General features: G+C 67.6%; 15 protein-coding genes and 1 pseudogene. 9 read left to right on the top strand and 7 right to left on the bottom strand.

Annotated elements, in window-relative coordinates:
• A pseudogene (gene dnaA / locus AOK18_RS30190) lies at positions 1-214 on the bottom strand (chromosomal replication initiator protein DnaA); the annotation flags it as partial.
• A gap of 381 nt (positions 215-595) precedes the next feature.
• On the opposite strand from dnaA, the gene rpmH reads away from it, so the two are divergent.
• The 9 genes from rpmH to AOK18_RS02100 all read left to right on the top strand — a co-directional run bounded on the left by rpmH (position 596) and on the right by AOK18_RS02100 (position 7,588).
• A complete protein-coding gene (gene rpmH, locus AOK18_RS30200; RefSeq protein WP_003949374.1) occupies positions 596-733 on the top strand; it encodes a 50S ribosomal protein L34 in 138 nt (45 codons plus the stop codon).
• 21 nt (positions 734-754) lie between these two features.
• Positions 755-1,126 carry a ribonuclease P protein component gene (gene rnpA, locus AOK18_RS30205; protein WP_074995163.1) on the top strand — a complete coding sequence of 124 codons (372 nt, stop codon included), beginning with the start codon at positions 755-757 and terminating at the stop codon, positions 1,124-1,126.
• Positions 1,123-1,494 carry a membrane protein insertion efficiency factor YidD gene (gene yidD, locus AOK18_RS30210; RefSeq protein WP_074995166.1) on the top strand — a complete coding sequence of 124 codons (372 nt, stop codon included), beginning with the start codon at positions 1,123-1,125 and terminating at the stop codon, positions 1,492-1,494. The genes rnpA and yidD overlap by 4 nt, the downstream gene beginning before the upstream one ends.
• 3 nt (positions 1,495-1,497) lie before the next feature.
• Positions 1,498-2,766: a membrane protein insertase YidC gene (gene yidC / locus AOK18_RS02075; RefSeq protein WP_055570650.1), complete on the top strand. Its 1,269-nt coding sequence runs from the start codon at positions 1,498-1,500 to the stop codon at positions 2,764-2,766.
• A 15-nt stretch (positions 2,767-2,781) separates the two neighbouring features.
• Positions 2,782-3,294, top strand: a complete 513-nt coding sequence (locus tag AOK18_RS02080) for a Jag family protein (RefSeq protein ID WP_055570651.1) — start codon at positions 2,782-2,784, stop codon at positions 3,292-3,294.
• Between the two features lie 111 nt (positions 3,295-3,405).
• Entirely contained in the window at positions 3,406-4,125 is a 720-nt protein-coding gene (rsmG, locus tag AOK18_RS02085; RefSeq protein ID WP_055570652.1) for a 16S rRNA (guanine(527)-N(7))-methyltransferase RsmG, read from the top strand.
• 346 nt (positions 4,126-4,471) lie between these two features.
• Positions 4,472-5,548: a ParA family protein gene (locus tag AOK18_RS02090; protein WP_074995168.1), complete on the top strand. Its 1,077-nt coding sequence runs from the start codon at positions 4,472-4,474 to the stop codon at positions 5,546-5,548.
• Complete coding sequence (locus AOK18_RS02095; protein ID WP_055693135.1) at positions 5,545-6,642, top strand: ParB/RepB/Spo0J family partition protein; 1,098 nt, start codon at positions 5,545-5,547, stop codon at positions 6,640-6,642. The genes AOK18_RS02090 and AOK18_RS02095 overlap by 4 nt, the downstream gene beginning before the upstream one ends.
• 328 nt (positions 6,643-6,970) lie before the next feature.
• Positions 6,971-7,588 carry a GNAT family N-acetyltransferase gene (locus AOK18_RS02100; RefSeq protein WP_055570655.1) on the top strand — a complete coding sequence of 206 codons (618 nt, stop codon included), beginning with the start codon at positions 6,971-6,973 and terminating at the stop codon, positions 7,586-7,588.
• A 162-nt stretch (positions 7,589-7,750) separates the two neighbouring features.
• Here the strand turns inward: AOK18_RS02100 and trxA are convergent, their stop codons facing one another.
• The 6 genes from trxA to murJ all read right to left on the bottom strand — a co-directional run.
• Positions 7,751-8,083: a thioredoxin gene (gene trxA / locus AOK18_RS02105; protein WP_055570656.1), complete on the bottom strand. Its 333-nt coding sequence runs from the start codon at positions 8,081-8,083 to the stop codon at positions 7,751-7,753.
• A gap of 41 nt (positions 8,084-8,124) precedes the next feature.
• The gene (gene trxB / locus AOK18_RS02110) at positions 8,125-9,093 is read right to left on the bottom strand and encodes a thioredoxin-disulfide reductase (RefSeq protein WP_055570657.1); all 969 of its coding nucleotides are present in this window, start codon (positions 9,091-9,093) and stop codon (positions 8,125-8,127) included.
• Positions 9,094-9,284: 191 nt separating this feature from the next.
• Positions 9,285-10,226, bottom strand: a complete 942-nt coding sequence (locus AOK18_RS02115) for an anti-sigma factor family protein (RefSeq protein WP_055693136.1) — start codon at positions 10,224-10,226, stop codon at positions 9,285-9,287.
• Positions 10,223-10,948: an RNA polymerase sigma factor SigM gene (sigM, locus tag AOK18_RS02120; protein ID WP_055570659.1), complete on the bottom strand. Its 726-nt coding sequence runs from the start codon at positions 10,946-10,948 to the stop codon at positions 10,223-10,225. Before sigM ends, AOK18_RS02115 begins: the two co-directional genes overlap by 4 nt.
• Positions 10,949-10,979: 31 nt before the next feature.
• Complete coding sequence (locus AOK18_RS02125) at positions 10,980-12,704, bottom strand: protein kinase family protein (RefSeq protein ID WP_055693137.1); 1,725 nt, start codon at positions 12,702-12,704, stop codon at positions 10,980-10,982.
• Between the two features lie 141 nt (positions 12,705-12,845).
• On the bottom strand, positions 12,846-14,380 hold a 1,535-nt coding region (murJ, locus tag AOK18_RS02130), incomplete at its 5' end, for a murein biosynthesis integral membrane protein MurJ (protein ID WP_055693138.1).

A 14,380-nucleotide genomic window follows, 5' to 3' on the forward strand; every position in this document is an offset into this window, starting at 1 on the left:
CGCTGACGGCCGGGGCCAGGCGGCCCTCGAGCACGCCCTTGGCGAACTCGTTCGGCACGGCGAGCAGGGCGGTGTCGGCGACCAGTGCCAGCGGCTGGCAGCGCCGGATCCAGTGTTCGTCCTTCCCTTCCACTCCCTGGCCCCGGCCCTCACCGAGGAGTTGTTCCAATACGCGTGGCCACACTGCGGCAAGATCGGCAGGTACGTCAGCCACAGGGCACGCTCTCTCACGAGTCCCTCGGACCATGCGGTTCGGGGACGGGTTGGGTCGGGTTCTAAAGGGGGTGCGGGAGGGACAAAGGAACGAATCGGAGTTCGGCCACGGTAGTCAGGGCGGCCGGTACGGTTCAAGTTATTGTCCCCAGCCTGTGGACAAGTGTCTCCCCGGGACAGCTGGTTTGACCGAATGGCGCGGCCGCGCGTACCGTGACGAGGTCGAGTTGTCGATGGCTGCTGCCGCCTGCCTCCGATGGGCACAGATCGCGCAAGATGATCGGTCAGCGGTGCACTCGGGCGTAACGCGAGCTACTCGTGGGCGCACGGTGACAGCCAGGACGGCACCCCGCAATCTACGAACTCTTTCTGGAGCCCCCGAGTGAGCAAGCGCACCTTCCAGCCGAACAACCGTCGTCGCGCCAAGACCCACGGCTTCCGGCTGCGTATGCGCACCCGTGCCGGCCGCGCGATTCTCGCGTCCCGCCGTGGCAAGGGTCGCGCCCGTCTGTCCGCCTGATCCTGATCAGGTCATGACGTCGTGCTGCCCACCGAGAACCGGCTGAGGCGGCGCGAGGACTTCGCGACCGCGGTACGACGAGGGCGCCGGGCCGGACGCCCGCATCTCGTCGTACACCTACGCAGCGGTGTCACGGACCCGCATGCGCCTGGGGAGAACGCTGCCCCGACGCGTGCGGGTTTCGTCGTAAGCAAGGCGGTGGGTGGCGCGGTCGTACGGAACAAGGTGAAGCGCAGGCTCCGCCACCTGATGCGCGACCGGGTCGCCCTGCTGCCCCCCGGTAGCCTGGTAGTCGTACGCGCGTTGCCCGGAGCGGGGGACGCCAACCCTGCACAACTGGCCCAAGACCTGGATGCCGCTCTTCAGCGGCTGCTGGGAGGGGGCACGCGATGAAGTACCCGCTGCTGGTCCTGATCAAGCTCTATCAGTGGACGATCAGTCCCCTGCTCGGGCCCGTATGCAAGTACTACCCGTCGTGTTCCCACTACGGCTACACGGCCATCGACCGGCACGGTGCGGTCAAGGGCACAGCACTCACGGCCTGGCGCATCCTGCGGTGCAATCCGTGGTCCCTGGGCGGTGTGGACCACGTCCCGCCGCGCAAGCGACCGAGGTGGCACGAAATGCTGCGTAACGCCTGGCGTGCACGCAAGGGCGGGCCCGCCTCCGCCGAACCTGCCACCGAAGGACGCACCCCTCCCGAGGGGCCGAGTCCTTCGAGCCCGGCCGCAGAGATCTCGCCCCATGCCCAAGGAGCATGATTAGTGGACACGATTGCCAGCCTCTTCAGCTTCATCACGACACCTGTCTCCTGGGTCATCGTCCAGTTCCACAGCGTGTACGGGGCCCTCTTCGGCCCTGACACCGGATGGGCCTGGGGCCTGTCCATCGTGTCCCTGGTGATCCTGATCCGTATCTGCCTGATCCCGCTCTTCGTGAAGCAGATCAAGGCGACGCGCGCGATGCAGACGCTCCAGCCGGAGATGAAGAAGATCCAGGAGCGCTACAAGAACGACAAGCAGCGCCAGTCCGAAGAGATGATGAAGCTGTACAAGGACGCGGGGACCAACCCGCTCTCCTCGTGCCTTCCCATCCTGGCGCAGTCCCCGTTCTTCTTCGCCCTGTACCACGTGCTCAACAGCATCGCGTCCAACGACACCGTCGGCGTGATCAACGAGCGTCTGCTGGAAAGCGCACAGAAGGCACACATCTTCGGTGCCCCGCTCGCGGCGAAGTTCACGGACAGCGCGGACAAGGTCGAGGCGCTCAACGCCTCGCTGACCGATGTGCGGATCGTCACGGCCCTGATGATCATCCTGATGTCGCTGTCGCAGTTCTACACGCAGCGCCAGCTGATGACGAAGAACGTCGACACCACGGTGAAGACACCGTTCATGCAGCAGCAGAAGATGCTGATGTACGTCTTCCCCGTCATCTTCGCCGTCTTCGGCATCAACTTCCCCGTCGGTGTCCTCGTCTACTGGCTGACCACCAACGTGTGGACCATGGGCCAGCAGATGTACGTCATCCACAACAACCCGACGCCGGGTTCCAAGGCGCAGGCCGCGTACCTGGAGCGTTTCTCCAAGCACGTCGTCCGCCACGGCAAGACCCGCAACCGCCGTGAGCGTGCCATCGTCAAGGCCATCGTCGCCAAGGGCCGGGACCGCAACGAGTACGAGCGCAAGTTCATCAACGGGCTGAACAAGGCGGGCCTCGCGGCCCAGGCCGACGGTGCGGTGATCAAGAGCGACGCCGCGGTTGCCCAGGCGGAGGACGGCTCCCCGACCACGGCTCAGGGCGCGAAGCGGCAGCAGCCCAAGCGGCAGAGCAAGTCCCAGCGCCAGGGCGGTGCGGCGAAGGCGGCCGGCGAGTCCCTCTCGCTGACCAAGGCCGAAGAGCCCGAGGACGGCGTCAAGCCCGCCGCCCCTGCCAAGAAGGGCAACGCCAAGCCCGGCGGGAGCACCCGCAGCAGGGCCCAGTCCGGACAGCGCAAGGGTCCGCAGCGGCCCAAGTCCCCGTCCAAGAAGTAAGAAGGAGTCCATCCCGTGACGGAAGGCACCACCTCCGCCGCTGCCGAGGGCGCAGACACCCTGACCCGCCTGGAGCAGGAAGGCGAGATCGCAGCGGACTACCTGGAGGGTCTGCTCGACATCGCCGACCTCGACGGTGACATCGACATGGACGTCGAGGCCGACCGTGCCTCTGTCTCGATCATCAGCGACTCGTCCGGCCGTGACCTGCAGAAGCTGGTCGGTCGCGACGGTGAGGTACTCGAAGCGCTCCAGGAGCTCACGCGCCTGGCCGTGCACCGTGAGACCGGTGACCGCAGTCGGCTGATGCTCGACATCGCCGGATACCGCGCCAAGAAGCGTGCCGAGCTGTCCGAGATCGGAGCGAAGGCCGCCGCCGAGGCCAGGAGCAGTGGTGAGCCCGTGAAGCTCGCCCCGATGACGCCGTTCGAGCGCAAGGTCGTGCACGATGCGGTCAAGGCTGCCGGCCTGAGCAGTGAATCCGAGGGCGAGGAGCCGCAGCGCTTCGTCGTCGTGCTTCCCGCCTGAACGGTTCCCATTCCACCGGCCCCGTCTGTTGCGCAGACGGGGCCGAATTTTGTCAGCCTGATAGTTCTGTGGTGCCGGCCGGGCCGGCACAGTACGGAAGGACGGTCCCCCGTGACGGAGGCAGCGGAGCTTCCCCCTGCGCCCGAGCAGGCCCGTGAGGTGTTCGGTGAACGCTTCGCGGACGCGGTGCGTTACGCGGAGCTGCTCGCCGAGGCAGGTGTGCAGCGCGGTCTGATCGGCCCGCGGGAGGTACCCCGGCTGTGGCAGCGACATCTGCTGAACTGCGCGGTGCTCTCGGAGGTCGTTCCCGAGGGGGTGACGGTGTGCGACGTCGGTTCGGGTGCCGGCCTGCCGGGCATTCCCCTGGCACTGGTCCGTGAGGATCTCAAGATCACATTGCTGGAACCGCTGCTGCGGCGCACCACCTTCCTGACCGAAGTGGTGGAGCTGCTGGGCCTGGACCATGTGACGGTCGTCCGGGGCCGGGCCGAGGAGGTCATGGGGACACTGCCGCCGGTCCATGTGGTGACCGCGCGGGCCGTGGCGCCGCTGGATCGCCTCGCCACCTGGGGCATCCCCCTGCTCCGGCCCTACGGAGAGATGCTCGCGCTCAAGGGCGATACCGCCGAGGAAGAGCTGAAGAGCGCGACCACCGCCCTGAACAAACTCGGTGCGGTGGCGACGTCGGTCGTGCACGTGGGCGAAGGCGTGGTGGAGCCGATGTCCACCGTCGTGCGCGTCGAGGTCGGGGAGAGCCCCGGGGGTGTGCGCTTCGCGGCGAAGCGCGCGAAGGCCGCCCGCACGGGGCGCGTACGACGCCGTCGGGGATGAAGAGATTTCCGCGCGTCCCGCGGCAGGGCGGCTGACGATCAGGCGTACCTCCTGAGGGTCAGGTCTACTCCACACAAGCTGCCCTGCCGTCGCGTGCCGGAGTGTCGCGACAGTGCGGCCCCGGCTGCTGTGCATCGTGTTTCACGTGAAACATCGCTCCCTGCTGCACGGCATCATCAGTCGCGGTCGCGCCGCAGCCCAGCCCCGCGCCCGTAAGCCTCTCGGCTCACTCGGAGAGGGTCCTGTTTCCCGCGAGAATCCATCCCCCTCGGGGGGCACGGAGTTGTCCACAGAGGTGGTTTTCTCCACAGAACGTAAGGCCTCGCTGGTTCATGACCCCGAAGGCATGGGAGGCTCTGTTCATTGCGAGCCTGAAGTCGAGGAGAGTGAATCCTTGCGGTCCGACGCCAACATCGCGGGACCGATGACCGACCCGGTCCCCGGTCCCCGTACCGAATCGATGGGGGCGGATGTTTCACGTGAAACACCGCCTCCGATGGACGACACTCCCGTTGGTCGTGCTGCCCAGGTGGCGGTGGACGCGCTGGGCCGCGCAGGTGAGGGCCTGCCACGACCTGAGCAGACACGCCTCATGGTGGTCGCCAACCAGAAGGGTGGCGTGGGCAAGACGACGACGACCGTCAACCTTGCCGCGTCACTCGCGCTCCATGGTGCTCGGGTCCTGGTGATCGACCTCGACCCTCAGGGCAACGCGTCCACGGCTCTGGGGATTGACCACCACGCCGAAGTTCCTTCCATTTATGACGTGTTGGTCGAGAGCAGGCCGCTGGCGGAAGTGGTCCAGCCGGTTCCCGACGTGGAAGGCCTTTTCTGCGCCCCCGCCACGATCGATCTTGCCGGTGCCGAGATCGAGCTGGTGTCCCTGGTGGCAAGGGAGAGCCGGTTGCAACGGGCGATCCAAGCCTACGAGCAGCCTCTGGACTACATCCTCATCGACTGCCCCCCGTCGCTCGGCCTGCTGACGGTCAATGCGATGGTGGCAGGTCAGGAGGTCCTGATTCCGATCCAGTGCGAGTACTACGCGCTGGAAGGGCTGGGGCAGCTGCTCCGCAACGTCGATCTGGTGCGGGGGCACCTCAACCCCTCTCTGCATGTCTCGACGATCCTGCTCACCATGTACGACGGCCGGACGCGACTCGCGTCCCAGGTCGCGGACGAGGTACGCAGTCACTTCGGTGAAGAGGTGCTGCGGACGAGCATTCCTCGTTCCGTACGTATCTCGGAGGCACCGAGCTACGGGCAGACGGTGCTGACCTACGATCCTGGATCGAGCGGTGCCCTCTCCTATCTTGAGGCGGCACGAGAGATCGCGCTGAGGGGCGTAGGCATCAGTTACGACGCATCGAACGCGCACATCGGCGCACAGCAGAACGATCCGAGCATGGTGGAGGGCGTCCAGTGAGTGAGCGACGGAGAGGGTTGGGTCGTGGTCTCGGCGCACTGATCCCTGCTGCCCCGACAGAGAAGGCGGCTGCCCCGACCGTGCCGGGAGGCCCTGCCTCCGCGTCTCCCGCCGGTCCCCCGACGTCGGCCGAGCGCGGGGTGGCCGCCGCGAAGCTGGCTGTCCTGTCCTCCGTTCCACGTGAAACGGGGGAGTTCTCGGCACACGGCGTGGCAGAGGCATCCCTGTCTCCTCTGGGGGCACACTTCGCCGAGATCCCCATCGAGTCCATCAAGCCGAACCCGCGTCAGCCCCGTGCGGTCTTCGACGAGGACGCGCTGGCAGAACTCGTCACGTCCATCAAGGAGGTCGGCCTCCTCCAGCCTGTTGTCGTACGACAGGTCGGGCCGGCGCACTACGAGCTCATCATGGGCGAGCGTCGCTGGCGGGCTTGCCGCCTGGCGGGGCTCGAGGCCATCCCGGCGATCGTCCGGGCCACGGAGGACGAGAAGCTCCTTCTGGACGCTCTTCTGGAGAATCTGCACCGGGCCCAGCTGAACCCGCTGGAAGAGGCAGCCGCCTACGACCAGCTGCTCAAGGACTTCAACTGCACCCACGATCAGCTGGCGGACCGCATCGGTCGCTCCCGTCCGCAGGTGTCCAACACCCTGCGTCTGCTGAAGCTCTCGCCGAGGGTCCAGAGCCGGGTCGCCGCCGGAGTGCTCTCCGCCGGCCATGCGCGTGCTCTGCTGTCCGTCGAGGACTCCGAGGAGCAGGACAGGCTGGCCCATCGGATCGTGGCCGAGGGACTCTCGGTGCGGGCCGTCGAAGAGATCGTCACGCTGATGGGGTCCGGGCCTCAGAAGGCACCGCGGGCCAAGGGGCCGCGGGCGGGGGCACGGGTGTCGCCGGCCCTGTCCGATCTGGCCACACGCCTCTCGGATCGCTTCGAGACGCGGGTGAAGGTCGACCTGGGGCAGAAGAAGGGCAAGATCACCGTCGAGTTCGCCTCCATGGAAGATCTTGAACGCATCCTCGGCACGCTCGCTCCTGATGAGGGACCGGTTCTGCACAGGAGCCTTGTGGACGACGATGCCGGAGAGGACGAGTCCTGAAGCACCGGTCGGTTCGGCCGAGCTGCTGACCGACGGCGGATCATGTCCGGTACGTGCCGGAACATGGTCCGCCCTTTGCTTTCTGCCGGTATCGACGGAATCGCTTCGTGGATACGATGCTGGGACATACGAGGTGTATCCACCGGTAGTACCTCTGACTCTCTGAGCACAAGGCAGGGGCCATGCGCATGCTGAGCCGCACCGGACTGGTGGGAACGGGGTGGGTGATCGCTGCCTGCGGCGGGTTCATCGGCAGCCTCCTCAAGGAGCGGCATGCTCTGAAAGCCGTCCACGAGGCAGCAGGCGAAGGAAGGGAGGCACAGGCTTCATGGGGCGTCGGCTCGCACCGCTCACACTGGACAACCTTCAGGACCTTCCCCGGAACTGTCGCTCGTGTGTCTTCTGGGAGCTCGATCCCGTCAGTGGTGAAGCAGCGGTAAAGGCGGGTACGTCAGCGGTCGAGAAGGAATCGTGGATCTCCGCCGTCCTCCTGGACTGGGGGTCGTGCGGAAGGGTCGCCTACGTGGATGACGTCCCCGTGGGTTTCGTTCTCTACGCCCCGCCCGCCTACGTGCCGCGTGCCACGGCTTTCCCCACGAGTCCCGTGTCGCCCGATGCGGTGCAGTTGATGACCGCGTTCATCGTGCCGGGCTACCAGGGGCAGGGGCTGGGAAGAGTGATGGTGCAGACGGTGGCGAAGGACCTGCTGCGTCGCGGGTTCAAAGCGATCGAGGCCTTCGGCGATGCGCGCTGGAAGACGCCGGCCTGTGTGCTGCCTGCTGATCATCTGCTGGCAGTGGGATTCAAGACGGTCCGCCAACACCCCGCGTATCCCCGCCTCAGGCTGGAACTGCGGACGACGCTGTCGTGGAAGGACGACGTCGAGATGGCGTTGGACCGCTTGCTCGGAGCAGTGCAGAAGGAACCGGCACTGCGTCCCCTCTGAGCCGGGCGATGAGGATCGGCCTGGAACTGCTGACGCCCTGGAGCCCGGCCGGTGATACCGGTGACGAGGAGCCGGGGCACCTCATGCGAAGGGGCCGACCCCTGTGAGTCGGCCCCTTCGTGTTTCACGTGAAACATGTGCCGCCGGCGAAGCGGCCGGTGATCACCGGGCGATGAAGTCCTCGAGGTCGCGGATGATCCCCGCCTTCGGCTTGGCGCCACGGATGGTCTTGACGACCTCACCGCCCTGGTAGACGTTCAGGGTCGGGATGGACATGACGCCGTACTTGCTGGCCGTACCCGGGTTCTCGTCGATGTTCAGCTTGACGATTTCGATCTTGTCCCCGTACTCCGCGGCAATGGCCTCGAGGGAAGGGGCGATCTGGCGGCAGGGACCGCACCAGGCGGCCCAGAAGTCCACCAGGACGGGCTTGTCGCTCTTGAGGACGTCCTCGTCGAAGGAATCGTCCGTCACGTTCTTCAGGGTGCCGGCCACGGCGGGCTCCTTAGCTGGTTGGTACGTGGGGTGGGTGGAAGTCAGACCGCGGTCTTCTCGGGCTCGGCCTTCTTCTCGTCGGCGAGAGAGGCAAGGAACCTCTCGGCGTCGAGGGCGGCGGCACAGCCCGTACCGGCCGCGGTGATCGCCTGGCGGTAGGTGTGGTCGACCACGTCACCGGCACCGAACACACCGGCGATGTTCGTGCGCGTCGAGGGCGCCTCCACCTTCAGGTAGCCCTCGTCGTCCAGCTCCAGCTGGCTCTTGAAGAGTTCCGTACGGGGGTCGTGCCCGATCGCGATGAACAGACCGGTCACCGCCAGGTCCGAAAGTTCGCCGGTCTTGACGTTCCGCAGCTTCAGACCCGAGAGCTTCTGGTCGCCCTGGACCTCGGCGACCTCGCTGTCCCAGACGAACGAGATCTTCGGGTCGGCGATGGCACGCTCCTGCATCGCCTTCGAGGCCCGCAGGGTGTCGCGACGGTGAACGATCGTGACGGACTTGGCGAACCGCGAGAGGAAGGTGGCCTCCTCCATCGCGGTGTCACCACCGCCGATCACGGCGATGTCCTGGTCCTTGAAGAAGAAGCCGTCACACGTGGCACACCAGGAGACACCACGACCGGAGAGGGCGTCCTCGTTCGGCAGACCGAGCTTGCGGTGCTGCGAGCCGGTGGTGATGATGACGGCCCTCGCCTTGTGGACCGTGCCCGCCGTGTCCGTGACGGTCTTGATCTCACCGGCCAGGTCCACGGAGACCACATCGTCCGGAATGAGCTCGGCACCGAAACGCTCTGCCTGGGCGCGCATGTTGTCCATGAGCTCGGGGCCCATGATGCCGTCCTGGAAGCCCGGGAAGTTCTCGACATCGGTCGTGTTCATCAGCGCGCCACCGGCAGTGACGGCGCCCTCGAACACCAGAGGCTTCAGCGACGCGCGGGCGGTGTAGAGCGCCGCGGTGTAGCCGGCAGGCCCCGAACCGATGATGATCACGTTACGGACGTCGCTCACAGCTTGATTCCTCGTCTCTGGTCTGTGTCATCCGACCGGTGGGAGCTTCTGTCGGAACTCTCACCTCACCCAACGGATCCTAAGGGGCGCGCATTCCCGCTGTGCCCGAGTACACGGACCTGCCCCCGGGGTAGGTCCGGAGAGACGCACGCCGTATGAGACACCACACAGGATGCGGGGGGAACGCGCCCTCAGTCGCGTGTGTAGGCGTGCTCCAGCAAAACCTTCGCGGCGGAGGCAGAGGCGGGATCGGTGACACAGGAGGCATCGACGACGTAGGCGGTCACCTTGGTGTCGTCGGAGGTGTCGGGAAGCACCACCAGCACGGCCTCTCGCCCCTCATAGGTGCCCTCCTCCGTGGCGAGGGCGGCGTCGTCGCGACCGATCCCTTCACGGACGCATTCCGGGACCGTGGCCCTGAGCACCCTGGGGCCGACAGTGGTACCGGATGCCGACTCCTTTCCGAAGGGCTGTGCACTGTGGGAGGAGCCGACCATCATCCGGTTCTGTGCGAGAAGATCGGAGACCTGCTTCTCCAGCCTTTCCTCGGAGAAGGTGTCCGTGGCGGTCGTCCGACGGCCGTTCCCCGCGTCCTCGTTCTGGGACGAGAGGAGTACGGTGCCGAGCCCCAGAGCCGCGATGGTGAAGGCGGTACCCAGTACTGCGACCCCGCGACGTCCGTGCCGCAGGCGGCCCTTGCGGCCCGGACCGGTCGTGGAAGGCCGAGGGCGTCCGGCGCGACGGCCTGCCGCAGATGCTTCACGCGGTACCGATGTTTCACGTGAAACATGCACGCGATCACCCTCGGGCAGAGCACGAGAAGCGCCGGCGGGTTCCGCGCCGACCGATTCCGCGGGGTCTCCGGGCTCCGGAGCTGTGGCGTGCAGCAGAGCTTCCGCGGCGAGCGCGGCGTCGATACGGCTCGCCACCTCGGCCGGCATGCGGGGTGGACCCGGCACGGTGTCCAGCGCTCCCCGGATCTCCTCCAAGGAGGCACGGACGTCCGCGCATAGCGCGCACTCGTCCAGGTGCCGGCGCACAGTGGTCTCCCGGGCGGGCGGCAGAAGCCCTTCGGTGAGGTCGGAGATCTCCTCCACGTCCGGGTGTTCCGTCATGTCTGTCGTCGAGGTCACGCTCGCCCACCTCCGCCCTTCGCTGCCGCGGGGCCACTCGGTTCTTCAGCCGGCGGATCCGCTCGATGCGGTCCTGCTGCGGATGGGACGGAGGTCCCCTGCGTCCGGTTCCGTTCCTTCCCGGGTCTCCCGCGGTCACCGGTGCCGTCCGGCCGCAGATGGCGCAGAAGGGGCAGGAGTCTGGCCCTGCCCCGGGCGCAGCGGCTCTTCACCGTGCCGGTGGGCACGTCGAGGATGCGGGCGGCCTCGGCCACCGGGTAACCCTGCATGTCCACGAGGACGAGCGCCGCCCGCTGGTCGGGGGGCAGTGTCCCCATCGCTTCGATGAGCTGGCGGTGCAGATCGTTGCGTTCCGCGGGGGCCGAAGCGGATTCGTGGGGCTCCAGCAACTGGTCCAGGCGCTCCGTGTCCTCGACGGGAGAGGTCTTCCGGGAGGCGGTCTTGCGCGCACGGTCCAGACAGGCGTTCACCGTGATCCGGTGCAGCCATGTCGTGACGGCCGACTGGCCCCTAAAGGTATGGGCGGCCCGGTAGGCGGAGACGAGGGCGTCCTGAACCGCGTCAGCGGCTTCCTCGCGGTCTCCCAGCGTCCGCAGGGCGACCGCCCACAACCTGTCCCGGTGTCGTCGCACCAGTTCGCCGAAGGCTTCGGGATCCCCCTCCACATGACGGGTGAGGAGGTCCTGATCGCTTGCGTCGCGGTGCGTGGTGCCATCCGGCATCGGGACCCCTCCCCCCTCGCCCGGTGAGGCGTCAGCCGGTGAACTTCAGGTCGGTGATGGCCTGCTTGTAGCCGGCGGAGCTGAAGCCGTCGGCGGGAGCGTTCGGTACGGCCGTGATCCACAGCAGTACGTACCGGGTCTTCACCGCCTCCGAAGCCTTCAGGTTCAGCGACCCGGCGCTGGTCGTGCCGGTCCCGATCTCCTTCATGCCGTCGATCCCGGTCGACGGCGTCAGCGAGTCCGCCGCGTAGAGATGCACCGTCGTGTGGTCACCGGTGTAGCGGAGTCCTATCGACGCCGTCGAGATCTCCTTGGCCGCGCCGAGGTCGTAGACGATGCCCACACCGGGCTTGTACGGCGCGAGCTTCGGACCCTCGTTGTACTTCTTGGTCCGCCAGTAGGTCTCGCTGTCGTTGTCGTACGTCTTCGCGACGTCACCCGGAGCCTGGGCACTGCCCGACGCGACGTACTCCTGGGCGCCCTGGATCGTGAGCGGTTCGGCCGGCTTGGGTTTGTTGCCGCCCTTGTCGCTCCCGTCCGTCGTCTGCGTCTTGTCGGTGTCGTCCGCGGTGTTGCCCTGGCCGATGAGGGCGTCGGCGAGCTGCCAACTGCCCAGACCGAGCGCGGCGATCAGCAGGGCGGAGACGGCCCACTTCAGGGCCTTGCCCGTAGGGCTCTGCAGCGGGGGCGGGGGGACGGGGACCGGCTGTGTGACGCGGGGACCGGGCGCCGGGCGCCCGTAGGAGCCCTGCTGGTAGGTCGTGCGCTGGTAGTCCGGCGGGGTGGCGAACACGGGCTCCGGCGGGCGGATGCGGGGCATCTCACCGATCGCCTTGACCAGTTCCTCCGGCGTGGTGCAGGGGGACTCGTGACGCGAGGCGGTGGCACCGTCGTTGGCCAGGGCGCGCATGGCGAGTTCGGACAGACCGCGGTGAACACCGGCCCGCACCTGGTCGGGCGGGATCAGACCGATGTCCTTCGGCAGCCCGGACAGGCCGTAGGCGTCGCTCTCGTACGGCCAACGCTGAGTGAGTGCCGCGTACAGCAGGGCGCCGATGGACTCGGTGTCGGTGCGCTGCGGGGTGTCGGAGCCGATGCCGCGGAGCGCCGCGTTCACCGCGAGGCCCCGGATGCGCCACTGACCGGTCGAGGTGCGCAGTACCGCGTTGGGGTTCAGACGCAGATGGGCGAGTCCCTCGCGGTGGGCCGCGGCCATGGCGGAGGAGATCTGACTGGTCATCTGGTAGGCGTCGTACACCTCCAGCGGGCCGGCCGCCAGGAGCGTGGTCAGCTCGGTCGCGTCGGGCAGCCACTCGTGGACGACGTAGACGACGTCGTCCTCCTCGACGGCGTCCAGGACCTGAACGAAGCGCGGGTCGCCCAGCAGGGCGGAGGAACGGGCCGCGGCCAGGACGGAGCGGGCACGCGAGTGATCCGCGGGCAGGATGTGCACGCCGACGGCGCGGCGGAGCTTCTCGTCCACGGCACGCCAGCTGCTGAATCCGTCCAGACGGGTGACGCACTCCTCGAGGCGGTAGCGTCTGGCGAGCTTGTGGCCGCTGTGCAGTTCGAGGGGCGGCGTCTTCCCGGAACCGCCGATCCCGGTGCCGGTGCTCTCCTGTGCCGCGTCGCTGTCCGTTGCCCGCTCCTGGTTCTTGGCCACCCCGTCGGCCGTGGACTGGTCCGCCTGCGCGGTCAGCGACTGGTCGTCACTGTTGTCTGCCACGTCGACGGCAGCTGTGCTCCGTTCCGCCACCGTCGTTCCCTGCCTCCCCATCCATGTACGCGTCGGACGACGGCCCGTGCGCACCGTCCGACGCCGAAACCAATTGTGCCCACAGTCCGCCGCTATGCACGACACACAAGGGCTGACGATGGTTGTGCGCCTACCCCCGCCTCAGCGTCCCAGGCGCCCACGGACCATACCGACCAGCGAGTTGACCTCCACGATGCGCATCCGGCGCGCGGCGACGAAGAAGACACCGAGCAGTACGGCTCCGCCGGCCAGCAGCGAGACGAAGGAACCGACGACGCCCTGACCGAGGGTGTTCCCGATCCCGTAGCAGGCCGCACCGGCGAGGAGAGCGGCCGGAACCGAGGCGATGCACAGTCGGGCGTACGTCCGCAGGACCCGGGCGCCGTCCAGGTCCCCGCCCAGCTTCGCGCGCAGCCGCCGCCAGGCGATACCGACACCGGCCGCGTAGGCCACACCGTACGAGGCGGCCATGCCGACCACGGCCCAACGGGCCGGGAGGACGAAGAAGCAGACCGCCGAGGCGACCGCGTTGACCACGGCCACGATGACCGTGTTGTAGAAGGGGGTCCGGGTGTCCTCGTAGGCGTAGAAGGCACGCAGGACGACGTACTGCACGGAGTAGGGAATCAGGCCGAGGCCGAAGGCCATCAGCATGTACCCCATGTTGGTCGCCGCGTCGGTGCCCGAGGAGCCGAAGATCAGGGTGCACATCGGGATGCCGAGCGCGATGAAGCCGAAGGCGATCGGCACGATCGCGACGGCCGTGGTGCGCAGTCCCTGGGAGATGTCGTCCCGGACGGCGCCCCCGTCGTCCTCGGCCGCCGACCGGGAGATACGGGGCAGCAGGGCGGCCATCAGGGAGACGGTGATGATGGCCTGGGGCAGACCCCAGATCAGCTGGGCGTTGGCGTAGGCGGCGAAACCGGTGCCCTGGACGTCGGAGTCCAGGCCGGCGGCGGTGGAGAGCTGGGTCACGACCAGCGCGCCCGCCTGGTTGGCGAGCACGAACAGGATGGTCCACTTGGCGAGCCTCGCCGCCTTGCCCAGCCCGTGGCCCCTCCAGTCGAAGCGCAGACGGATACGGAACCCCGTCTCGCGCAGGTACGGGATCATGGCCAGGGCCTGGACGACCAGGCCGAGCAGGACACCGATGCCGAGGAGACGCTGGCCCTCGGGCGGAATGCTCGTGACGGTCATCTTCGAAGAGGCGGCGGTGCCGTAGACGTAGATGAACGTACCGAGCGTCACGATGATGACGATGTTGTTGAGGACCGGGGTCCACATCATCGCGCCGAACCGTCCGCGCGCGTTGAGGATCTGGCCCATCACCACGTGCACGCCCATGAAGAAGATCGAGGGCAGGAAGTAGCGGGTGAAGGTGACGGCGACCTCGTTGGCCGCGGGGTCGGAGGCGACCGGGTTCGACAGCGCCCGCACGAGGAGCGGAGCGGCGAGCCAGGCGACGGTGGTGAGCGCGGCCAGGGCCACCATCACCAGGGTCAGCAGCCGGTTGGCGTACGCGATGCCGCCGTCGGCGTCGTCCTTCATCGAACGGACGAGCTGCGGCACGAAGACGGAGTTGAGGCCGCCGCCGACGGTGAGGATGTAGATCATGGTCGGCAGCTGGTAGGCGACCTGGAACGAGTCGCCGAGGAGGCCCAGACCGAGCGCCGAGA

It is taken from the genome of Streptomyces prasinopilosus, from assembly GCF_001419695.1.
Classification (GTDB): Bacteria; Actinomycetota; Actinomycetes; order Streptomycetales; family Streptomycetaceae; genus Streptomyces; species Streptomyces prasinopilosus.